19 protein-coding genes and 3 pseudogenes are annotated in these 21,491 nt (G+C 63.1%); 11 read left to right on the forward strand and 11 right to left on the reverse strand.

Annotated elements, in window-relative coordinates; translation table 11 throughout:
- Positions 1-191 precede the first annotated feature (191 nt).
- From G6N47_RS24925 to G6N47_RS24945, 5 genes are all read right to left on the reverse strand, one after another.
- Positions 192-764, reverse strand: coding sequence for a TetR/AcrR family transcriptional regulator (locus G6N47_RS24925; protein WP_232080396.1), 573 nt, complete (start codon positions 762-764; stop codon positions 192-194).
- 181 nt (positions 765-945) lie between these two features.
- A complete protein-coding gene (locus G6N47_RS24930) occupies positions 946-1,167 on the reverse strand; it encodes a hypothetical protein (protein WP_163659843.1) in 222 nt (73 codons plus the stop codon).
- 661 nt (positions 1,168-1,828) lie between these two features.
- Positions 1,829-2,143 carry a hypothetical protein gene (locus G6N47_RS24935; protein WP_163659845.1) on the reverse strand — a complete coding sequence of 105 codons (315 nt, stop codon included), beginning with the start codon at positions 2,141-2,143 and terminating at the stop codon, positions 1,829-1,831.
- A 29-nt stretch (positions 2,144-2,172) separates the two neighbouring features.
- Positions 2,173-2,439: a hypothetical protein gene (locus G6N47_RS24940; RefSeq protein WP_163659847.1), complete on the reverse strand. Its 267-nt coding sequence runs from the start codon at positions 2,437-2,439 to the stop codon at positions 2,173-2,175.
- A gap of 4 nt (positions 2,440-2,443) precedes the next feature.
- Complete coding sequence (locus G6N47_RS24945; protein ID WP_163659849.1) at positions 2,444-2,893, reverse strand: NAD(P)-binding protein; 450 nt, start codon at positions 2,891-2,893, stop codon at positions 2,444-2,446.
- A gap of 383 nt (positions 2,894-3,276) precedes the next feature.
- Between G6N47_RS24945 and G6N47_RS30390 the strand changes: the two genes are divergently transcribed.
- The 5 genes and pseudogenes from G6N47_RS30390 to G6N47_RS24965 all read left to right on the forward strand — a co-directional run bounded on the left by G6N47_RS30390 (position 3,277) and on the right by G6N47_RS24965 (position 7,785).
- The gene (locus tag G6N47_RS30390; protein ID WP_408633082.1) at positions 3,277-3,846 is read left to right on the forward strand and encodes an aldehyde dehydrogenase family protein; all 570 of its coding nucleotides are present in this window, start codon (positions 3,277-3,279) and stop codon (positions 3,844-3,846) included.
- Positions 3,728-4,648: an aldehyde dehydrogenase family protein gene (locus G6N47_RS24950; RefSeq protein WP_408633083.1), complete on the forward strand. Its 921-nt coding sequence runs from the start codon at positions 3,728-3,730 to the stop codon at positions 4,646-4,648. Before G6N47_RS30390 ends, G6N47_RS24950 begins: the two co-directional genes overlap by 119 nt.
- A gap of 245 nt (positions 4,649-4,893) precedes the next feature.
- Entirely contained in the window at positions 4,894-6,057 is a 1,164-nt protein-coding gene (locus tag G6N47_RS24955) for an NDMA-dependent alcohol dehydrogenase (protein WP_163659851.1), read from the forward strand.
- Positions 6,054-7,273 (forward strand): annotated as a pseudogene (locus G6N47_RS24960) (cytochrome P450). The gene G6N47_RS24955 and the pseudogene G6N47_RS24960 overlap by 4 nt, the downstream one beginning before the upstream one ends.
- A gap of 32 nt (positions 7,274-7,305) precedes the next feature.
- On the forward strand, positions 7,306-7,785 hold the full coding sequence (locus G6N47_RS24965; protein WP_083130722.1) for a YybH family protein: 480 nt from the start codon (positions 7,306-7,308) through the stop codon (positions 7,783-7,785).
- Positions 7,786-7,804: 19 nt separating this feature from the next.
- On the opposite strand, the gene G6N47_RS24970 is transcribed toward G6N47_RS24965, so the two are convergent.
- On the reverse strand, positions 7,805-8,968 hold the full coding sequence (locus G6N47_RS24970) for a hypothetical protein (protein WP_083130723.1): 1,164 nt from the start codon (positions 8,966-8,968) through the stop codon (positions 7,805-7,807).
- Complete coding sequence (locus tag G6N47_RS24975) at positions 8,965-9,750, reverse strand: phosphotransferase family protein (RefSeq protein WP_232080397.1); 786 nt, start codon at positions 9,748-9,750, stop codon at positions 8,965-8,967. Before G6N47_RS24975 ends, G6N47_RS24970 begins: the two co-directional genes overlap by 4 nt.
- Before the next feature lie 510 nt (positions 9,751-10,260).
- Here G6N47_RS24975 and G6N47_RS24980 point away from each other — a divergent pair.
- The 3 genes and pseudogenes from G6N47_RS24980 to G6N47_RS24995 all read left to right on the forward strand — a co-directional run bounded on the left by G6N47_RS24980 (position 10,261) and on the right by G6N47_RS24995 (position 14,197).
- Positions 10,261-11,394: an epoxide hydrolase family protein gene (locus tag G6N47_RS24980; protein ID WP_083130724.1), complete on the forward strand. Its 1,134-nt coding sequence runs from the start codon at positions 10,261-10,263 to the stop codon at positions 11,392-11,394.
- Between the two features lie 147 nt (positions 11,395-11,541).
- Positions 11,542-13,487 (forward strand): annotated as a pseudogene (locus G6N47_RS24990) (PEP/pyruvate-binding domain-containing protein).
- Positions 13,484-14,197 (forward strand): PEP-utilizing enzyme, encoded by a 714-nt coding sequence (locus tag G6N47_RS24995; protein ID WP_163659857.1) that lies wholly within the window; start codon positions 13,484-13,486, stop codon positions 14,195-14,197. Before G6N47_RS24990 ends, G6N47_RS24995 begins: the two are co-directional and overlap by 4 nt.
- On the opposite strand, the gene G6N47_RS25000 is transcribed toward G6N47_RS24995, so the two are convergent.
- Positions 14,198-14,659: a VOC family protein gene (locus G6N47_RS25000; RefSeq protein WP_083130727.1), complete on the reverse strand. Its 462-nt coding sequence runs from the start codon at positions 14,657-14,659 to the stop codon at positions 14,198-14,200.
- A 202-nt stretch (positions 14,660-14,861) separates the two neighbouring features.
- A pseudogene (locus G6N47_RS25005) lies at positions 14,862-16,122 on the reverse strand (cytochrome P450).
- Between the two features lie 299 nt (positions 16,123-16,421).
- Between G6N47_RS25005 and G6N47_RS25010 the strand changes: the two are divergent.
- Positions 16,422-17,687: a cytochrome P450 gene (locus G6N47_RS25010; protein ID WP_083130893.1), complete on the forward strand. Its 1,266-nt coding sequence runs from the start codon at positions 16,422-16,424 to the stop codon at positions 17,685-17,687.
- A 106-nt stretch (positions 17,688-17,793) separates the two neighbouring features.
- Here the strand turns inward: G6N47_RS25010 and G6N47_RS25015 are convergent, their stop codons facing one another.
- Together G6N47_RS25015 and G6N47_RS25020 are read right to left on the reverse strand one after the other, a co-directional pair.
- Entirely contained in the window at positions 17,794-18,426 is a 633-nt protein-coding gene (locus G6N47_RS25015; RefSeq protein ID WP_232080398.1) for an SDR family NAD(P)-dependent oxidoreductase, read from the reverse strand.
- The gene (locus tag G6N47_RS25020; protein WP_232080399.1) at positions 18,423-19,910 is read right to left on the reverse strand and encodes a flavin-containing monooxygenase; all 1,488 of its coding nucleotides are present in this window, start codon (positions 19,908-19,910) and stop codon (positions 18,423-18,425) included. The genes G6N47_RS25015 and G6N47_RS25020 overlap by 4 nt, the downstream gene beginning before the upstream one ends.
- Positions 19,911-20,196: 286 nt before the next feature.
- On the opposite strand from G6N47_RS25020, the gene G6N47_RS25025 reads away from it, so the two are divergent.
- Positions 20,197-20,637 carry a lipoprotein LpqH gene (locus tag G6N47_RS25025; RefSeq protein WP_083130730.1) on the forward strand — a complete coding sequence of 147 codons (441 nt, stop codon included), beginning with the start codon at positions 20,197-20,199 and terminating at the stop codon, positions 20,635-20,637.
- Between the two features lie 151 nt (positions 20,638-20,788).
- A complete protein-coding gene (locus G6N47_RS25030) occupies positions 20,789-21,475 on the forward strand; it encodes a CAP domain-containing protein (protein ID WP_083130732.1) in 687 nt (228 codons plus the stop codon).
- Positions 21,476-21,491 lie beyond the last annotated feature (16 nt).

A 21,491-nucleotide genomic window follows, 5' to 3' on the forward strand; every position in this document is an offset into this window, starting at 1 on the left:
GCGTCCTGCGGAACTCTGCTCGTCGCCTCGCTGCATCCTCGGCCATAGCCGCCTCGCCGGGCCGATCTCGGCCCCGGGCGGGCGTTCGCATGCGGGAAATGCCTTCTCCCTCACGCGGTTACCCGAGCGGTCAGCCGATACTCACAGAGTGCTTGCGCTGCCGATGAGCCCGGCGTGTGCTGCGGCGGCCGTTATCCCCGACCGCGGTGCGTCGTTCCGTCAACGATGAGCGTGGACAGCTCCCGGATCATGCGAGTCCTGCCCGGCACGCGCTTGTTGGCCGGATAAGCCCAGTCCTCGAGCAAGACCGAACCGATGATCATGCTTGCTACCGCGCCGATCGTGGCGGGTTTGTCATCGGCGGGTAATCCGTGTTTCTGGGCGATGACGAGGGAGGCATCGTGGACCGCGCGCAATCCCTTTCGCAACTCGCCACTGACCGCGACAGCCGACGGGTACAGGTCACTCAGCGGATCCGAACGTGCTGCGACCAACTCCTGGAAGATGCGACGATCCTGCCGGATGAGTGTATAGAGGCCCTCGACGAGGTTGTCCGCCATTTCGTCGAGGGTTGCCTCGCTGGAGAAATCGACCCAGGAACGGCACCACTGGTCGATGTAGGTCTTGACCGGCGTGAGGATGCTGGCTTCGAAAATTTCCACCTTCGAACCGAAGTGGCGAAACAGGCTGAGTTCGGCGACACCTGCCCTCACCGCGATTTTTTGGTAGTCGTCGCCCGATAGCCCTTTCGGTGAAGAGCTCATGTGCGGCCTTGAGCAGTCGCGCGCGAACGCCGTCGCGCTCGGGTTCTACCCGGCGGGCTGCATTTTTACCACGCGGCGGCATAGTAGACAGAGTATCTAACGGCGGCGTCCGATTGCGCGTCATGGCGCGACCAGGTGCCTGTCGCTGTCAACGGCGGGCTTGGTGCGTTCGGCGGGCATGCTACGTTCGCCCTTCGGCGGCATACTCGGTCAGAGATGCCGCGTGTGCCCCGCCCTCGGGTAAGTCCCACCAACAGCGCACGGTCACGATGCCGTTGTCGAACTTCCAGATCTCGATGTCGCGAATCTCGACGATCTCCCCGGCGGTGTTCATCTTGTGGTAAAAGGCGATCGCCGCTTCGGTGCCGCAGACGTAGACGCGCTCCGGGCGGTATTCGTCCATGTACGGATTGAACCGGTCCCACATGTCCGACCATTGGTCCCATCCCACCTTGGTGTGCCGACGGGATCTTCGAATATGACCTCCTTGGTGGCAAAGCTCTTCCAGAGCTTGATGAAAGCCTCCTTGTCCCGGGTCATCCAGATCCTGCAGTGTTCGGCCACGAAGTCTCTGATTTCCTGCTCGCTCGGGTTCGCCATCGGTATCCTCCTTGCTCGGGGCGGTGCCGCGGTCAGTGGCCGTGCGTCGCTGACGAGGTGACCTCGTTCTTGCTGAGCCAGTTCAGCGGCCTCTAGTCCGACAGCACACTCGATGTCTAAGAAGCTGCCCTTGGTTTCTGCTGTCGCGCTGGCGACGTAGAAGCCGTCGATCGTCGACACTTTGACTGGATGCCGATATGCCGGCTTCAAGTACCACGACAGCCACGACGGCGGTGTCTTGTATTGGTAGCGCGACCATTCCACGCACTCATCAAGGTCGGCGTAGTACTGGTGCAGGTAATCGATCGCGACATCGAGGTCTGCGCGGGCATCCGCCCAACTGCGCCAGCCCGGCTTACCGGACTCACTGAAGGTTTCCAACCAGAATGTGAGCAAGTGCTTACCGGGTGGTGCCGAGTTCCTCGAAAATGCGGACGTGAAAAACCAACCGCCGTATGCGTGTTTCACATCAGCACGGCCACGGAAGATCCGCTGCCAGGGACTTGCGTGGTCTTCCACTCACCGTCGGACCTGCGCCGGGGCAACCGACTAAGCCCCGCCCACCACGAAGGCAACGCGACGCTGTATTGGCGCAAGTCGCTGGCCGCTTCGACGAATCCGGCCGGCAGCAAATCGGGATCGACGAATTCGGGCAGCCGCCAGCCCTCGTAGTCGGTGATGACGATCGGTGCGCGGAATTCGTGAACGAGGCTCGACTCGTCAAGAGCGATAACGCCCTGCACCTCGTGGTCGCCGACCATTACCTCCAGAGGCTTCATGTTCAGCAGGATCTGTCCGCCGTTGTCTTTCACGACGTCGGCGAATGCGGTGACGATCCCCGCACACCGCCGACGCGTTCGTGGTCGATCACCACCGCGCCGGCTTCCCCGGCGAAGGTCTTGAGATGGGTGATATAGCGGCCAAGCGACTCGTTCGGGCCCAGTGGGACAAGCTCATTTTGCTGCAGAATCACACGCCTGGCCTCAGGCTCACTGACGTTTCGCACCAACCAGTCGGCCAGTCGCGCGGGTATCAGAGCGTGTTCTTCGTCGCTGATGCCGACCAACTGCATCATCGCGTCAAGGATGGATTTGGTGACCTGCTCCAGGCGGTCCGGCGCGACGCCGAAGCAGGTGCACGCTGCGGACCTGCTGGACCGGGTCGGCGCTGGTTCCCACCACCGACTCCATCGGGAGTTCGGTAACCCGCTGATCGGGCAGCCAATGCACCCGAAGGCACGAGCCAACGAAGGGACGAAGCGGCGCGGAGATGCCCACCGCCTCCGCGGCGCGCCTGGTGAAGACGGGAGCAAACGCGATGTCACCCACGCCGTGGCCGTCGCGGTGCCCCCAGTCGATCCAATAGCCGTCTACTTGCGTCCCCCCGACCCGCGAGCCGAGGTGTCCGGTCTCCTCCAGCACGATGACCCGGTAGCCCTGTCGCGACAACACGGCCGCGGCGACGAGCCCGGCCAACGATCCCCCCGCCAGAATCGCATCTGCGTGGATGACTTGCCCGTCCGATGCCATCGCAACCTCCATGAGCCCCCGCTGAACAGGATGTTAGCCCTCTGTTTCCAATGATCGCAATAGAAATCACCGCCAAATGTCAGTGCCACATACAGGGGCTGTTAGTGATAATTACCGAAAGGTCGGGCGGATTCGCCGCACCGGTCACGCCCCCGGTGGTGACGAAATGCCTTGATTAGTGTCAGTGCCACCCACATACTGGGGTATCACCTACGGAATCGACCTCCCGGACGAGAGACGTTGGGGTGATTAGGAGTCCGGATGCACACCTCGAGCTCATCGACCCAGGAGCGATGACATGCCTATGACCGCGCCACCCTCGAGGTCCTACCGGACCCGCACCTGCTGGTGGGCGACGAACGGATCAGCACCTCCAGCGGTGGATGGCACGAGCACCGGTATGCGGCCACGGGGACAGCCACCCGGCGTGTCCCATTGGCCGGCGACGCCGAGATCGACGCTGCCGTACGAGCAGCACGTGCTGCGGCGCCCGCCTGGCGCTCTCTTCCCGCGACAACCGGCGTCGGCTGCTGTTAGCGGTAGCCGAGTTGATCCGGACCAACGCCGACGAACTCACGACGACCACGGTCATCGAGAACGCCACACCGGTGTCGCTGGCCGCCCACTCCCCACATTTGACAGCAGACTTGTTCGAATACAACGCCGGCTGGGCGGACAAGATCGGCGGAACGGTCGAAGCGACCTGGCCCGTACCGGCATTCGACTACACGGTGGAAGAGCCGTACGGCGTCATCGGTGTCATCATTCCGTGGAACGGACCTTGCCTCCATCGGCATGGTTGTCGCGCCGGCTCTTGCCGCCGGAAATTGTGTCGTGTTAAAGCCTCCCGAACTCGCACCATGGACCAGCTTGCGTTTCGGAGAATTGTTGTTAGAGGCCGGTATTCCACCGGGAGTCGTCAGCGTGGTGCCGGGCGGGCCCAGCGCCGGTGAAGCCCTCACCAGCCATCCCGGTATCGACAAGCTGCACTTCACCGGCAGTGGAGCGACGGCTCGTCGCGTGCTGGCCGGCGCACAGCAGAACCTGACGCCGGTGTGCCTGGAACTCGGCGGCAAGAGTGCCAATCTGATTTTCGCCGACGCCGACCTACCGGCGGCCGTGCAGCAGGCGGTCGGGGGCATCGTGCAACTTGCCGGGCAGACATGCCTGAGCGGAACACGCGTCATTGCCGAAGACAGCGTTTATGACGCGGTGGTCGATATGGCCGTTGACATCCTTTCGCAGCTGACCGTCGGCGATCCCTTCGACGCCGACACCCACATGGGGCCCGTGGTCAGTGCAGCGGCCGCAGACCGGATCATGTCGATGATCGAACGCGCCCGCACCGAGTGCCGCGTCGTTATGGGGGGCGAACGGATGTCCGGCGAATTCGCCGCCGGTTACTACATACCTCCGACCGTGTTGGCCGACGTCGACAACGACTCCTACATCGCCCAGAACGAGGTGTTCGGGCCGGTGTTGGCGCTACTTCGGTTCAGTGATGCCGCCGAGGCCGTGCGGTTGGCCAACGACACCCCCTATGGGCTGGCGGCCTACGTGTGGGGCAAGGATCTCCAACACACGCATCGGGTCGTAGCTGAGCTCGCCGCGGGAAACGTATGGGTCAACGGCTTCTTCGGGATTCCGCCGTCAGTGCCCTTCGGTGGTGTCAAAGCCAGCGGTTACGGACGCACCGGCGGCCGCGAAGGGATCCGCGAGTTCACCAGACCCAAGAATGTCTGGATCGCGCTGTAGCCGACGGTCTTCCGGCAATTCACCCACCTGCTGTTCGGGGTGCTCAACAGCCGGCCAAGAAACAATGGGAACGCTTTTGGCGCCGGACGCGCAACCGGTGGGCGCAGACTGTGCAGCGGCCGCGCCATCCCTTGACTGATGTCAGTGGCACCTACAGACTAAGTAAGTAGCACATACGGCGCGCACGTCCGAAGCATCGACGGGTATGGGTCGAGGCGGGGCGCAGGGCCAGAACGGGAGCCGGGATGCGAACACGAGGGGCCGTATTGCACGGAGTGGGCAAGCCGTGGTCGGTGGAGGAGTTTGAACTCGACCCGCCCAGGGCCGGCGAAGTATTACTCAAGAACGTGGCGGCCGGCATGTGCCACCCGATGAACACATCGTCACCGGAGACCTCCGCACCCAACGACGTGATGAAGTCCATGGGCATGCCCGAGATGTTCCCGTTGATCGGTGGTCACGAGGGTTCCGCGGTCGTGCTGGAAGTCGGTGACGGGGTCAGCGAGTTCCAGCCCGGCGACCACGTCGTGATGTCATTCGTCGCCAGCTGTGGGCATTGCCGATGGTGTGCATCGGGCACGCAGTACCTGTGCGACGCGGGATCGTTGACCATGGTGCCCGGTATGCCGACGGACGGGACGTTTCGCCACCACACGCTGTCGGGTCAGGGCTTGGGCCACCTGTCGAAGGTCGGCGCATTCGCCGAGCACACCGTCGTGGCCGAGACCTCACTGGTCAAGATCGACCCCGACATTCCCCTCACGCCGGCCGCGCTGGTGGCCTGCGCCGTGCCGACCGGCTTCGGCTCGGTGACCAACCGGGCGAATGTCCGCAGCGGCGACACCGTTGTCGTGGTCGGCTGCGGCGGTATCGGCACCAGCGCAGTTCAGGCCGCACACATCAGCGGGGCAGCCCGCATCGTCGCGGTCGACCCGAGCGAGTTCAAGCGCACGTCGGCGACCCGCTTCGGCGCGACCCACACCGCGGCATCGACCGAGGAGGCCATCGATCTCGTCCGCGACATCACTCGCGGCGTGATGGCAGACGCCGTCGTTTTGTCCCCGTCACTGGTGCACAGCGACCTTCCCGCGGCGGGGCTGGCGATGACACGCAAAGGCGGCACCTGCGTTGTCACGGGAATGTCGCCCCAAACGATGACGTCGATCAATATCAACATGCAGGACTTCACATTGATGAACAAGACACTGTGCGGCACCATCCTGGGCTCGATGAATCCGCGCGCCGATGTGCCAAAGCTGTTGGAGCTCTACAGCTCTGGAATACTCAAGCTCGATGAGATGATCACCAACACATACTCGCTGGACCAGATCAACGACGGATACGACGACCTGCGCGAGGATCGCAATATCCGCGGCGTGGTTGTCTTCGACCAGGAGGTGACCAGATGACAACGGCCGCAATCGACCTGTCCGATCCGGCGATTTGGCAATCCGGATTCCCGCACGAGGTGTTCACCCGGTTGCGCCAGGAATCACCGATCATCCATCACGAATACGCCGAGCTGGTGCAGCGCGACTTCTGGGTGTGCACCAAGCACCGGCATGTCGTGCGGATCCACCGTGACACAGACAGTTTCACCGCGACCGACGGCCCGCTCATTCAGGCGCTTGACACCTTTCGTCCTATCCCAGCATCATCAACATGGATCCGCCCGATGTGAACAAGCGGCGCAAGATTCTCAGCGGCGCGTTCACTCCCCGCGCGATCTCCAAACTCGAAGCGGGTATTCGCGAACGCGCCAAGAAGATGGTCGACGAACTGTACGCATCGGGCGGCGGTGATTGGGTCACCCAGGTCGCCGGGCACCTGCCGATGACCGTCATCGGCGACATCGTCGGCATCCCCGAAGCCGACCGGCCCCGCATATTCACACTGATCGACGACATCATCATGAGCAAGTCGCCGACCTCGCGCATCAAGCCCGAAGACGAGCCCGGCATCTACATGCAGATCTTCGAGTATGCGTCCGCGCTGACCGCCGAGAAACGGCGCAACCCCACCGACGACATCTGGAGCACGTTGTGCGCCGCGATCGCTACCGACGACGACGGCAATCGTTATGCGCTCGAGCAGAACGAGCTGGAAGTGTTCTTTTTCGTCTTGAGCCTCGCCGGCGCCGACACCTCGAAAAACGCCCTCACGGCGGGCCTTCAGGCCTTCATCGACAATCCGGATCAGCTGGAGCGCTACCGATCTGATGAGTCCGTCCGCACATCTGCTGTCGAAGAAGTATTGCGGTGGACATCGCCGATCGCGTTCTGGGTGCGCGGCGCGAAAACGGATCTGGAGATGGACGGTCAGACGATACCGGCCGGATCACGCGTGGTGTCGATGATCGCGTCGGCGAACCGCGACGAGGACGTATTTCCGGACCCGTTCACCTTCGACATCTCACGCGCCGACAATCCGCATGTCACCTTCGGCGGCGGCGGCCCTCACTACTGTTTGGGTGCGATGTTGGCCCGCGCCGAGATACGCGCAGCCTTCGATGAACTACTGACCCGCCCGGCACGGATGACGATCGGCGAACCGACGGCCACCTATCCGAATCTGGGACTCAACATGTATGTCTACGAACACCTTCCGATCGAATTCAGCAAGTAAGCAACAGCGGCCCAGGCCGAGGAAGGCAACGGATGACCACCGACATCGGGACCCACGAACTGGAGATGCTTCGTCGTGAGGCGGCAGTACGGCGCGTCATCGAGGGCTACGCCGACGCGGTCACCCGGCGTGATGTCGCGACATACGCTGCGATGTACGCACCGGACGCAGTGTGGACGATCGGACCACCCGTTGATCAACGCATCGAGGGCCGCGACGCAATCGTCGCTGAATTGTCCTCGCAGATATCGAGGCTCGACTTTTTCCTGTTCACCGTCAGCAACATCGTCGTCTCGGTGCACGACGAGATCGCCCACAGCAGAGCGACCGTGCACGAGCTCGGCCGCGCCGCCGAGGGCGCTCCCCCCGGACTCGCGGCCATGAACCTGTACGCGCTCTATGACGACGAGCTGCGCCGTGACGGTGACCGCTGGGTATTCGCTGCGCGCCGGTACTCGATCCTCTACCTCGACACGGATGCGCCTGCCGGGCAGTCGTTCCCGATCACCTAACCACGGATCAACGCGCCGGTCAGACGAACGAGGTATCGGCGTCCAGGCCCAGGCCGGGGTGTGCACCGATCACCATCGTCTGAATGTTGCCCCAGCCGCGCGTGCCGTCGCCCTGGTCGTGGACTTCCACCACGGCATCGCGCAGCTGGTGCAGCCGGCGCGCAGTTTGCGGCGCGTCGCAATCTGCGATGTATTCGCCCGTGACGTGCAGGGGACCGTGCCAGACACCATGGATGTCACCGTCAAAGCCGAAGTACAGACCGGTTCCCAGATGAAAACCCGTGTCAGACATCGGGGTAACGGTGAGGAGATGGTCCTCACCACTCGCCAGCGTCACGGCGATGGTGCCGCCGAGCAAGCGGCGATTGTCGGGACGGTACTTCAGCTCGGGTACCGCCGAGACGACCACATCCCTTCGGCCATCGGGATACTCGAAGCCGCCCTGAACCTGTAACGACGATCCCACCAGTTCGGAGGTGCTCGCCGTGTAGTACAGATGAAAGCCGCACCGGGAGCCGTCCTCACGTTGCATCAGGACCGGCATCCAGATCATGTGGTGCGACGATGCGCCGAGCTCGGGCGCCGGTGGGATGTCAGTCACCGGATTGCCGACGTAGTAGCGAACCCCCCAGGAATGGTCGCGGGTGGAAATCCAAGTCGAGTCATCGAATTCGGTTCGCTCACCGTCGACCTCGACCCATCCGCTGGCCACTCCGATCTGGTGGTATCGCACCAGATCGGCATCGATGCGCGTACCGCCCAGCGAGCGGTGCTGCTCGCGGTTTTCCAGCACGGCGGGAACGACAGCGGTGAAGTTCCATTCGAAGCTGATCGGTACGACGTCGTTCGGGTCGAGCGCGAAACGCACCCGCGTCATCGGCTCCACGATTTCGTAGTGCAACGGGCCCACCGACACCGAGTCCACGTCCGGCGTCAACGACCTGCTCGCCCGTACAGTCCACTGATCGGTTCCGCGACTGACCCCACCGAACGCGTCGATCACCCCACGGTTGGTGTATTTGCCGACGCCGAAGTCCATTTGCAGTCGGCCGTCGTTCGAGTACGCCGAGGCGGCAACCTTCTCGGTCCATGCCCGATCGGTCTGCGACACGGTGGCAAAGGTGTCGGCGATCTGATGGTTGAGGTGATCGTCTGCGGGCACCAGAGGTCCGGCGAACATCATGGGGCGGCCTCCATCAGGTCGTAGATCCAATCCTGCAGCGGTGGAATCGTGTGGACGATGTGGTCGGTGATGCCGCGCTGGTGCAGCAGTCCGGCCAGCGCCTTGAGGACGGCGCCCATCCGGACCATGGCGAACACCTCGTACCATCCAAGTGCCTGGATCGGCCGGCCGAGGCGCCGTGCGTACCGATGGATGGTCGCCGCGCGATCGGGAAAGCCGGGTAGTTCACGGTCAAGTGGTAGCCCATTGCCGCGCTGGATCGAGCGCCGGACCGCGAATGACCATCCGAGGTCGACCTCCGCCGGGCCGGCCGTTGCCATTTCCCAGTCCAGCACTGCGCGCACCCGGAAGGCATCGTCAAAGATCACGTTTCCGAAGCGGGCGTCGCCCCACACCAGCGTTGCGGGTGGCTCTGGGTCCGGGCGGTTGCGGTGCAGCCATGCTAGCGCCTCAACCATTTCGGTTGGCGGCAAACCGTCAGTGGCCCAATCCAGGTAGCTCGACCACCACGCCAACTCACCTGCCGGTCCCTCACCCTGCGGGCGATGCAGAAACGACAGGTCGGCGCCGGTAGTGGCGCCGATGCGGTTGATATCGGCCAACGTGTCGTGAAAGTTGTTGTACAGCTCGCGTTGCCGATCCGGTGCGGCCTCGAACAACCACCCGGCGACGCAGTACTGGGGTGCTTCGTCGGCGGGAATTCTTCCCGGCACCAGATCCATCGCGAGGAACGCGGAACCGAGATAGGACTCATCGGTTTCCACGGCGATGACCTCAGGCACCGCCACCCCGTGGCAGCGCGCGTCATGGCGCGGGCCTGCCGGACCAGGTCGTAGTCGGGGAACACCCCTTCGCCCGCCGGCGGGACCCGCAGTACCATTCCACGTGAGCGTGGCACCCCCTGCTCGCGCCACGACACATCCAGCAGCGCGCTTCACTCGAAAAGCCGTTTGTACGAACGGCTTCTGCCATGTTCACGCAGATCGCGCTGGCGCCGTGCCAGCGCTCGGCCAGAAACGACCGGAAGCCATCCAGCACCATGTTCCAGTCGCGGTCACCGCTGCTGATCGTCGACATGTCGCCCGCCTTTTCTCCGCCGCATCACGCATATCGCCGGCGCCGGCCGCTTACTGCGCGCGGCCGCCGCCGCCGCGCCGGCCCGCGTGCTTGATTCGAAGTAAGTGGCACATACATAATGTGTAGGTGTTACCTACCGACGGTGTCAATGCCGGACTCTTACACGGCCCGCCCGGGGCCACACGGATGCTGGGCATTCAGGCCATGGCAGCGCCATGACAGACCCCAGGCCGTTTCGCATCACGGTTGGCGACGACGTCCTTACCGATCTGCACGCACGCCTGTCGCGAACCCGCTGGCCAGAGCGCGAATGCGTCGATGACTGGAGCCAGGGTCTGCCGCTGCACTACGCCCGGGAGCTCGCCGCCTATTGGGCAGACGGCTACGACTGGCGGGTGCGGGAGGCGGCACTGAATCGCTACGACCAATTCACCACCGACATCGACGGGCTCGAGATCCACTTTGTGCACCAACGTTCCCCGCACCCCGAAGCGTTGCCGCTGGTGATCACGCACGGCTGGCCCGGATCATTCGTGGAATTCCACAAAGTCATCGAGCCGTTGTCCAACCCGACGGCACACGGAGGGCAAGCCGAAGACGCGTTTCACGTCGTCTGCCCCTCCCTTCCCGGGTATGGCTTCTCCGGGAAACCGGTCGCGACCGGCTGGGGTATCGGCAAAGTCGCACAGGCGTGGGAAACACTGATGGTCCGGCTGGGCTACGACCACTACGGCGCACAGGGCGGCGACTGGGGGGCGGCGGTCACTACACAGCTGGGCCGAAACCGTGGCCACTGCATCGCCATTCATACCAACATGCCCTTCGGCGCGCCACCCGCCGGCGCCCTGGACAATCCGAGCGACGATGAGCGGGAGGCGCTGGCCCGCCTCGAATATTACGAAACGTGGGACTCCGGCTACGCCAAGCAGCAGTCGACCCGACCGCAGACTCTCGGTTACGGCTTGGTGGATTCGCCAGCGGGCCAGATGGCGTGGATCATCGAGAAGTTCTGGTCGTGGATGGACTGCGACGGCCACCCGGAAAACGTGGTCAGCCGCGACGAACTGCTCGACAACGTGATGGTGTATTGGCTCACCGCCTCGGCGGCGTCCTCAGCGCGAATGTACTGGGAAAGTTTCAAGAGCTTCCAGGCCGCCGGCAGCGTCGACCTGCCCACCGGTGTGGCGGCCTTTCCGAAAGAGATCATCCGCTCACCGCGAGCGTGGTGCGAAGCGAACTACAACATCACACACTGGTCCGACATGCCGCGCGGCGGACACTTCGCGGCATTCGAGCAACCCCAGCTTTTCGTCGAGGACGTCCGGGCCTTCTTCGCCGGATACCGGTGAGAAAGCCGTTGCAGGGGCAGCTTGTAAGCCACTCGGGAGGAGGTCTCGATGAATGGCCCGACGATCTTTGGGTTTGAAGACCTTGCTGATCTTGACGAGTCCGTGTGCAGGAACCTGGTTGGCGGCAAGGCCCTTAATCTCGGAGTGATGGCGGCGTACGGGCTACCCGTACCACCAGGGTTTTGTGTGTCGGCGCAGGCATACGCGACATTCCTAGAAGCCAACGCCATGGACGAACTGATCCGGGATGCGCTGGACACGATCGACTTTGGCGATGCGGGGCTGGTTGAGGATGCGACGGCCACCATCCGCGAACTGGTCCGCTCGGCGAAGGTGCCGGCTGAGGTCGCGGCTGACATCGAGAAGGCCTACAGCGCACTCGGTGAGGAAGTACTGGTCGCGGTGCGGTCGTCAGGAACAGCAGAGGATATGGCCGATGCATCATTTGCGGGTTGCACGACACGTATCTCAACGTCAAGGGAGCGACCGAGCTGCTTGAACAGATTAGGCGGTGCTGGGCGTCGCTGTGGACAGCGCGGGCAACGGCATACCGTCACCAGAATGGGTTCGATCAGTGCCGGGCGCGTATCGCCGTGGTGGTGCAAACAATGGTCGACTCGGATGTGTCCGGGGTCATGTTTACCGCCAATCCCGTCAACGCCGCGACTGACGAGATCCTGATTAACGCGAGCTGGGGGCTGGGAGACTCGGTGGTTTCGGGCACCGTCACACCCGACGAATTCGTGGTGAAGCATGGCGACTTACGGATCCGCGCAAAGACGCTCGGTGACAAGGCGACCCGCGCTATCCCCAACCGGGACACGGGCAGCGGAACCATCACCGAAGAGCTTCCGGCGGCCGACCGCAATGCCTTTAGTTTGTCGGATGATCGGGTGGTGAAGCTAGCCGAGCTCGGTCGGCATGTACAAGAGATCTACCACGATGTGCCTCAAGATATTGAATGGGCGTTACACGCAGATACCTTCTTCCTGTTGCAGTCCCGTCCGATCACGGGCGTCGAGTTCAGCTGGGATGTAGATCTGGACGACTGGCAGCGAGTACCCGAGCCAGATGACACGATCTGGACACGCGCGACAGCTGACGAGGGATGGACGGGCCCATGCAGCCCAATGATGTATTCCATGCGCGCACCCGGCCAACACCAAGCGCAGCTATATGCCGTTAAGGGCTGGGGATGCGCTGAGCTCGACCGGCTGAGGTACTGGAAGTTCCACAGGGCTAAGGTCTATTCCAACTGCGAGTTGCACAGAAGGCTTCTGGAGGCAACGGCACCGCCGCCCATCCGCGCGAATATGCTTCAGAACTGGCTGCCGCCATCGTGGCACGCCGACGTCATGTCCGCGAAGTTCAACTACCTCGACTATGTCCGCATGTATATGCGGATCCGAATGCTGAATCCCGACGACGGTTTCTATCGTTGGCTAAACGTCTTTCGGCAATGGATGGACCAGCGAGAGCAGTGGTACAACGGAACCACGCCAGAGCGGCTCGCTCGAATGACCGACCGCCAACTCGAGACGTATCTGCAGAAATACGCCGCCGCAGAAGCGACGCTTTCGGAAAGGGTCTGGCACGGCTACGTCATCTACGCACGCGATGCCCTCGCCGTCGTGGGCTTGATTCTCGCCCACTGGTACACCGGCAACAATCCAAACGCGTTCGGAGACCTGATCTCCGGATCTACGACGCGCTCAGCGACCCAGATCGAGAACGCGGAGGTATGGGAACTCGCGCAGACGATTCGCGAATCCGAAGCGCTTCTGCATTGCTTCCGCAACCACAGTGGCGACGAGTTCTTCGAGCGCCTACGCAACTTCCCGGCAGGCCGGGAATTCCTCTGCCGCTACGAAGATTTCGTCAGCCGGCATGGCCACCGGGGCATGACGGACCGTGACATGTACTTTCCCCGGCGATGTGAGGACCCTTCGATCGACTACGAAGCGTTCCGGGCATTGCTCAACGTGAGCGATCCAGTGCGCCCGTCTGTCCTCGAACAACGCGTCAATGCAAAACGCGAGGCCGCCACCAAGGAAGTCATCGCCAACCTCAAACAAGGACCCTCGGCACGTTGAAGGCCGAAGCCTTAAAACTCGCACTCGACTACGTGCACAGGTGGACTGTGATACGAGACGATGAGCGCTACTTCGTCGACCGCGGCCTACTCGCAATGAAAAGAGGCTACGTTGAACTGGGATGGCGCCTCGCCGAGCGTGGCCTCATCGACTATCCAATGGACGTGTTCTTCCTCGGTCACCAAGAAGCCTTCGACCTGTGCTACGGCCGCGGCAACCCGGTCCTGGACCGGCTGAAGATAAAGGGCCGCTTCCGCGATTGGAAACGCGAAGACGATAAAGAGGTCGTTGCACCGCTGTTCTTGCGTAACGGTCAAGGCGTTCAATTCGACGAAACGCCCGACGCTGATGCCGATTTGAGCGGAGCCGGATTATCCGCCGGGCGCGCCGTAGGGACGGCCCGAATCATTAAGAGCCTCCGAGAGATTGGCACTCTAACCGACGGAGACATCCTGGTCTGCAACAGCACCGATCCGGGATGGACACCAGTGTTCGGCGTCATATCGGGACTCGTTCTCGAGACCGGCGGAAGGCTCGCACACGGTTCCTGCCTTGCGCGCGAGTATGGACTGCCCGCCGTCCAGGTCCCGACCGCGATGAGCCGAATCTCCGACGGTGCCACCATTACGATCGACGGCACTACCGGCGCCATCACCGTGGATGCCCATGTCGGCGCACAAAATCCGCCAGTCCAGTTTCAAGCGGAGTAGTTAGTGCGAGCGAGGCCGCGGCGGCAGGACCGCAAGCCAGGAGTCCGAAAGCAGTTCAATCAGCTGTCCATCCGGATCGCGGATCATTGCTGATTGCTCAGAGACCGTTTCTTCGATCACCGATCCCCCGAAACTGTCGACCATCTCCAACACGTCGCGCAGATCGGACACCGACAACGACAGATGCGTCAACCCGATCTGGTCCATGGCACGTTTCGGCCCGGCGTGGACTTCGCGCCGGGCGTAGTCGAGAAGCTCCAGCACCAAGCCGTCTCGTACCAGGTAGGTCGCACGCAGTCCGATCGGTTCGTTCAGCTGCAGAAGACGGTCGGTGCCGTCATCGGGCGGTTCGAGCTCCCACCAGAACACAAAACCGAAGAGCCCTTCGTAAAAGCGGCGCGAGCGCTCCCGATCGGCAACACACAATCCGACATGGTTGAAGACAGTTCGGTGGCTCGTCACAGGTCACTCCTGCTGAGCCGCACTGCATCTAGGCTCACGATCAGATGCTCCCCGATGATACTGCGCTCGACCATTCCGCCGAAGCATTCGCGGGTCTGTTCGTCGACAGATCGGGACGACCCTGATCGGCAACGGAAAGTGCTCTCGCCCAACAACTTCACCGATACCCGCACCGTCTCGTCAAGATCCCCTACAACCCCGCTCACGCTGCAGTGAAGCTAAGGTACAGCTCGGTGAGCCCGCGCAGCATGTACGTCGGCTCGTAGGTGTAGCGACGGTGCCCGGCAGGTCCGTGTTTGTCTTCGTTGATCTTGATGTCGGGTATCCGGTCGAGGATGCGTTCAATTGACACGCGACCCTCCACTCGGGCCAGCGGCGCGCCCGGGCAGGAATGCACCCCGCGGACAAACGCCATGTGCTCGCGAACATTCCTGCGGTCGAGCCGAAACTCGTGCGGATCGTCGAACCGGCGCGGATCACGGTTGGCGCCACCCACCAGCACCGTCACGATTGTGCCGGCGGGAATATCAACACCACCCACGGTCACGGGTTTGCGGGCCAGCCGGTAGGTGGCCTTGACCGAGCTTTCCATGCGCAGTGCTTCCTCGATGAACGACGGGATCAGGCTCCGGTCACCTCGCAGCTTTTGCTGGATGTCGGGCCGGTCACCCAGGATCTGTACGGCGGCGCCGAGCAGCTTGGCGGTGGTCTCGCGGCCGGCGGCGAACAGGAAGGTGGCCGAGCGAACCACCTCGATGACCTTAGGAATGGATTCGTCAGGATACTTCGCGGTGGCCAGCGCAGTCAGCACGTCGTCGCGGGGTTCGCGTCGGCGGTCCTCGATATAGGAGCAGAACTTCTCGTCGAGCCTGTCCAGCGGTGCACCGACCGACTCGTGGTCGAGTGTCCCCACCGGCGGGTCGTCGCCCAACAAGATGCGGAACTCCTGGTGGTCTTCTCGGGCACGCCGAGTAGATCGGCGATAACCAAGGTGGAGAAGGGCTTGGAGTATTGGCTGATGAACTCGCGTTCGCTGCTGCCGAGGAACTCCTCAAGCTGGCGGTCGGCGAGGCGCCACATGAACTCCTCGTTCTCCTTCAGCCGGCTCGGCGTCAGCAGCCGGCTCAGCAGTGACCGTGCACGCGTGTGTACCGGCGGGTCCATCGTGAGCATGTGCTCGGACATCGGAAACTGATCGCGGTGCGCCTCGATCTGCGCACTGATGTCATCGCCTTCGGCCTCGAACGGCAAAGGTGGAAACGGTCCCCCAACTGCGACGCAACTCGAAAAGGTATCGGTGTCTTTGTAGACCGCGGCGGCCTCCTCATGGCCGGTGACCGCGACGACGTTGTGGTGCGGCAGCCGAAGCACCGGGTTCTTGCCGCGCAGGTAGTCGAAGTAGGGTAGGGATCCGGAATGACGGCGGAGTCGGTGAAGAAGTCGACAAAATCGAAATTGCTCATGGCCTGCGCCTCCCGAGCGTGGTTCAGTGTGATCATCGGCTCAACGAATAGCCAGCGTCACCGGCCCGCCTGTGGCTAACGGTGCGCAGCGCGCCTGCAACTGCGCATCCGATACCGACCGGTAACAGTGGCTCGTCAATGGCCATACCTTCAGTGCCGCAGGGCATCAGCGCTCACGATCACAGCCTCCATACCCTCAGAGCACTAACATTGCTAAGATTGCCATTTAATGCCGAGTCTAGAGATGCCGCCGCCGGCGCGAAAGCGAATTTGCTGGTTTGCGTGTGTTGGAGGTTTTGATGGCCGCACGCCGTGATGTCAGTGCCGACGCGGTTGTCGATTTCGACCATCACTCACCGGACTTCAATCAAAACGAGCTGCAAGTCAACGCCGGCCTTCGACGGCGCTGCCCGGTGGCATGGAACGAGAACTACGGCGGATTCTGGTTCGTCACAAGCTATGACGCGGTGGCACAAATCGCCCGGGACGGTGAAACCTTCGCGCACAAATACGAGCCGAACTCCGCCGACGGGGTCGATTACCAAGGCGAGATGGGTGTCCCGCGCCCCGAAGGCCAGCCGGCCCTGGGAATCGGTGAAGTCGACGGGCCGTACCACCGGGCGTTAAGGCGCGCGCTCGCCCCATTCTTCTCGCCGGGAGCTGTCCAGAAAATACGGCCGTTTATGGAACAGTCGGTGCACTGGTTTCTCGATCAACGGATCGCAGACGGTCGCATGGACCTCGTGCTGGACTACGCCAGCCCCGTTCCGGCCATCCTGACCATGCGGTTGATGGGCCTGCCCTACGACAACTGGCAGCTGTATGCCAACCTGTTCCACTCGGTGATGGCTCTTCCGCAGGACAGTGCCGAGTACGCCGGCGCGGTCGCCGAGGTACCCGCGATGATGGAGGGTCTGCTGAAGTTTGCGGCGACCCGGCGAGCCGCCCCTCGCGACGACTTGACGAGCTTCCTCGTCCAATTCGAGTACGACGGCAGGCGGCTGGATGACACACAGCTGCTCGATATCTTGTGGAACCTGGTCGCCGGCGGCGTCGACACCACGACGTCACAGACGGCGCTGAGTCTGCTTCACCTGGGCACGCATCCCGATCTGCGCCGGCAACTCATCGATCGCCCGGAGCTTTACCGCACCGCCACCGATGAGTTTCTGCGCTACTTCTCGGTCAATCAGCAGCTCAGCCGGACGGTGACACGCGATGTCGTCCTCGGTGGACAACACCTTCGACGCAACGACCGCCTCATCATCAGCTGGTTGGCCGCCAACCATGACGAGCAAGAGTTCGCCCGAGCCGGCGACGTGGTCCTGGACCGGGCACCGAATCGCCATGTCGCCTTTGGGCTGGGGCCGCATCGGTGCATCGGATCTCATCTGGCGCGGGTCATGTTCGAGGTGATGGTGAGGGCGGTTCTTGAGCGCATTCCCGACTACCGGGTTGATACCGACGGCGTCTACCAATACCTGGGCAACCCGACCATGACGGGCTTGGGCAAGCTGCCGGTCACCTTCACCGCCGGCGCGGCCCGGGGAACGCCACGGCCATGACCGCTCAGCCGGTCGTGCCCCTCAGTACGCGCTGTTGCTGCCCATAGCTGTCGATGGGACTGTGCAACGCCAGCCCACCGTCGGCGAACACGATTTGCCCGGTGACTCAGGACATCTCGAGTACTGCAACAATCGCCTCGGCGACGTCATCGGCCCGACCGAGGCGACCCAGGGCAGTCCGCTCGGTCAGCGCCTGAACCCAGCCCGGCAACTGTTCGGCCTCGGCCAGCATGGGTGTGCGGGTGACCCCGGGGCCCACCGCGTTGACGCGGATACCATGGACCCCCCACTCGGCGGCAGCCACCCGCACCAACATGTCAACGCCGGCTTTGGACACGCAATAAGCGTCCATGTCCCGATCGGCGATGGTCCCGCTGATACTCGACACCGCGACAATGGATCCTGGCGCGCCGGCGTCGATCATGGCTTGTGCAACGGCCCGCATGGTCAGCCACGTACCGGTCAGGTTGGTGTCGAGGACCCTGCGCCAGTCGGCGGGTCCTTGCTCGAGCAGAGTCCCCAACGCGCCGACGCCGGCGCACGCCACCAGCCGGTCCGGCGTTCCCCGCTCGGCGACGGTCTGCCGGATAGCCGCCCCGACCGCGTCGCAATCGCTGATGTCGCAGTCGATATCGCCGCCCGCGATATCCCAGGCCACCACATCCTGGCCCGCTTTACGCAGCCTTTCCGCTACCGCCTTGCCGATTCCGGATCCACCGCCGGTGACGACCGCCGTCATGCGCTGCTGCCTGCCTTCTCCAGCTGCCGGTCGTCCTCGCCGGCGGGCGCAGTCAACACATCCAGCGTTACCTGCTGCAGTCGCTTTGCGAACGCGGAACCGCTGTAAGGGAATTGGGTGATTATCTTACCGTTGGGGTGCCGGAAGTAGTTGTTGCAGTTGGCCGCCCACACTTTACCCGCCAGCGCATCTTGGATCTCGCGGTTGTAAGCGTCGTGCACGCTGCGTTTGACTTCGACCGTGCGGATGTTCCGGTAAACCATCTCATCAAGGACGCGGCGAGCGAATTCGGCTTGGGCCTCGAGGATATAGATGATCGAGGTGACCCCGTTGGTGTTGGGTCCATACAGGGTGAACAGATTCGGATAGCCGGGCACCACGGTTCCCAGATACGCCTCGGCACCGTCACGCCACTCGTCACGAAGACGACGGGCGTCCCTGCCGTAGACGTCAAGGCTGCTCAGATAGTCGGCGGCTTTGAATCCAGTCCCGTAGACGACGGTGTCGACGCGGTGTTCGGTGCCCTCGGCGGTGCGCAAACCGTGCTCGGTGAACGCCACGATCGGCGAGGTCTCCAGCGTGACGTTCGGCAGCGCAAACGTGGGAAGCCAATCATCGGAGAGCAGCGGGCGTTTGCAGCCCAGCGGATAGTTCGGTAGCAGCTTGGCCCGTAGTTCGGGATCGCGCACGTTCGCGGCCAGGAATTCGTGGGCCTCCGCGGTGAGCTGCTTGGTCTGCTCGGAGTCGGTGTCGAAGTCCATCTGCTCGTACTGCTGAAAAGCCGCGTCGCGCAGCTTGCGCGCCTGCTCGGGGTTGCGCTCGAAAAACTCCTGCTGTTCAGCAGTGAACGGCGCGTCCAGGCGCGGGCTGACCCAGGTCGGTGTGCGCTGAAATACCGTCAGGTGCTTTGTGTCGGCGGCGATTGCGGGCACGTACTGGATGGCGCTGGCTCCGGTACCGATTGAGGCGACCCGTTCTCCCGCAGTTGATTTCGAGTGGTCCCAGATCGACGAGTGGAACGCACGTCCACCGAAGCACTTCGCGCCGGGGATGTCCGGAACGTTGGGGACGTCGAGCATTCCGACGGCGCTGACCACGACATCGAACTGGTGGGCCGCGCCATCTTCGGTCTGTACCGTCCAGCGCCGGTCGCGGTCCGACCAGCGCAGGCAACTGACGCGGGCACCGGCGATCAGATGAGTGTCGAGGTGGTGGTCGAGCGCAACCTTCTCCAGATAGGCCAGTATCTCGGGCTGGTTGGCGTAGACCTTGCTCCAGCGGGGGTTGAGCGCGAAGGAGAAAGAGTAGAAGTGGGACGGCACGTCGCAGGCGGCACCGGGATAGGTGTTGTTGCGCCAGGTTCCACCGAAGCCCTCGCCGCGCTCGAAGATGGTGAAGTTATAACCGCCACGGGTCAGCTGGATTCCCATTGCGATACCGCCGGGTCCAGCGCCGATGACTGCCACAGTCGGTTGAGCTGCCACCTGGTCAACTCCCTATCGCAGATAACAGGGTCATACCCCCTACGCGCGCATCCATGCTCCACCCTCGGGTCGAACGCGTACGCCACACCCGCCGTAGGTGCCACTTACGTAGTATGTAGGTGGCGCTCACACAGAATCAAGAGATCCGTCGAGCTCCCTACCCGCCCGTCACAGCACCGGCGCCTGTCGCTGGTTACACGATTCACCCCTCGGCGAGGTCGGACAGCGACTACATTTCTGCAGTGGGAAAGCCGGCAGATGCGTCGAAACCGAACCGAGGTGGCCTGTGCAGAAATGGTGCGTTGAAGCTTCGGTCGCCGCCCTGATCGCGGCGGGTGTTGGGGCGTGCTCATCCTCACCGCCACCCTCTCCTGCACGGGGAACGGTACCCGCCGGAACCGCGAAGGTGACGATCAACGACAGTGCTCTTCCGGAGATGACCGCCGTGAAGTGCACGCTGATCGGACCGTTGACGACGATCACCGCCGGTGACACCGCGGCGGGTGTCACAGCGCTGGTATCCAGCGAAGCGGGGCTGACGGCCAAATCTGTCAGTATCAATTCCCTGGGCGGCTTCACCGGCAGCTACATGGAAGGCCTCGCCGGCAAGGCGGCCATAAGCATGAAGGATCAGACGTACACGATCCGCGGGAGCGCCGATGGCTTCAACACGGACGACCCCAGCATGCGGGCAACCGGCACCTTCGCGATCCAGGTCGCGTGTTAGCCCGCCCAGGCGACAGGCGGCTCTCCTTGCTTCAGTGCGGCCAAAGCGTAATATATCTGTCTAATTTGGTCGCCCTTTATTCGGCCAGAGGAGCTTGGTCCGCCCGCCACCGCCGACCGCCCCCTCGGCGGCTGACACGGAGGAGATTGACATGCAGTATCGGCCACTGAGCCTGTCCGCCGCGCTGGCCGCCGCCGTCGTCGCCATGGTGGGGGCCCCCGCCGCACATGCGGACAACGACAACAACACGCTCATCCCCAACAACAAACGACTCAACGACGCCGTCATCGCCAACGTCTACACGATGCAGCATCAGGCCGGGTGCACCAACGACGTCAAAAGCAACCCGCAGCTCCAACTCGCCGCCCAGCAGCACACCAGAGATGTGCTGAACAACCGCAACCTTGACGGCGACATCGGCTCGGACGGATCCACGCCACAGGACCGCGCCAACGCAGCCGGCTTCCATGGCCAGGTGGCCGAAACGGTGGCGATCAACCAGTCCATCGCCATCAGTGGCAACGACTTGATCAACCGGTGGTACTACAACCCCGCCTATAACGCCATCATGTCCAATTGCGCCAACTCCCAAATGGGTGTCTGGTCGGAAAACAGCCCGGATCGCACCGTCGTGGTGGCCGTCTACGGACAGCCCCAGCAAGGAGCCGGCAGCAGGGGGGGTGCACCGTCGCCGCTGGCTGCGGCCCAAAGCGAGGGGAATGCGCCGATCGACCCCGTCCCCGACTACGACGCCAGTGACGAGTTGGAGTTCGGCATCAACTGGCTGCCCTGGATCCTCCGGGGTGCCTACCCGCCACCCGGCTATCCGCCGGAATGACAGCAGGCGCCGGATC

The organism is Mycobacterium branderi (assembly GCF_010728725.1).
Taxonomy (GTDB): Bacteria; Actinomycetota; Actinomycetes; order Mycobacteriales; family Mycobacteriaceae; genus Mycobacterium; species Mycobacterium branderi.

Excerpts from the sequence above, each read along its gene's own strand:
- G6N47_RS24925 (WP_232080396.1), bottom strand. The coding sequence starts at position 764 with ATGAGCTCTTCACCGAAAGGGCTATCGGGCGACGACTACCAAAAAATC.
- G6N47_RS24930 (WP_163659843.1), bottom strand. The coding sequence starts at position 1,167 with ATGGACGAATACCGCCCGGAGCGCGTCTACGTCTGCGGCACCGAAGCG.
- G6N47_RS24935 (WP_163659845.1), bottom strand. The coding sequence starts at position 2,143 with ATGAAGCCTCTGGAGGTAATGGTCGGCGACCACGAGGTGCAGGGCGTT.
- G6N47_RS24940 (WP_163659847.1), bottom strand. The coding sequence starts at position 2,439 with ATGATGCAGTTGGTCGGCATCAGCGACGAAGAACACGCTCTGATACCC.
- G6N47_RS24945 (WP_163659849.1), bottom strand. The coding sequence starts at position 2,893 with ATGGCATCGGACGGGCAAGTCATCCACGCAGATGCGATTCTGGCGGGG.
- G6N47_RS30390 (WP_408633082.1), top strand. The coding sequence starts at position 3,277 with ATGGCACGAGCACCGGTATGCGGCCACGGGGACAGCCACCCGGCGTGT.
- G6N47_RS24955 (WP_163659851.1), top strand. The coding sequence starts at position 4,894 with ATGCGAACACGAGGGGCCGTATTGCACGGAGTGGGCAAGCCGTGGTCG.
- G6N47_RS24965 (WP_083130722.1), top strand. The coding sequence starts at position 7,306 with ATGACCACCGACATCGGGACCCACGAACTGGAGATGCTTCGTCGTGAG.
- G6N47_RS24970 (WP_083130723.1), bottom strand. The coding sequence starts at position 8,968 with ATGATGTTCGCCGGACCTCTGGTGCCCGCAGACGATCACCTCAACCAT.
- G6N47_RS24980 (WP_083130724.1), top strand. The coding sequence starts at position 10,261 with ATGACAGACCCCAGGCCGTTTCGCATCACGGTTGGCGACGACGTCCTT.
- G6N47_RS25010 (WP_083130893.1), top strand. The coding sequence starts at position 16,422 with ATGGCCGCACGCCGTGATGTCAGTGCCGACGCGGTTGTCGATTTCGAC.
- G6N47_RS25015 (WP_232080398.1), bottom strand. The coding sequence starts at position 18,426 with ATGACGGCGGTCGTCACCGGCGGTGGATCCGGAATCGGCAAGGCGGTA.
- G6N47_RS25030 (WP_083130732.1), top strand. The coding sequence starts at position 20,789 with ATGCAGTATCGGCCACTGAGCCTGTCCGCCGCGCTGGCCGCCGCCGTC.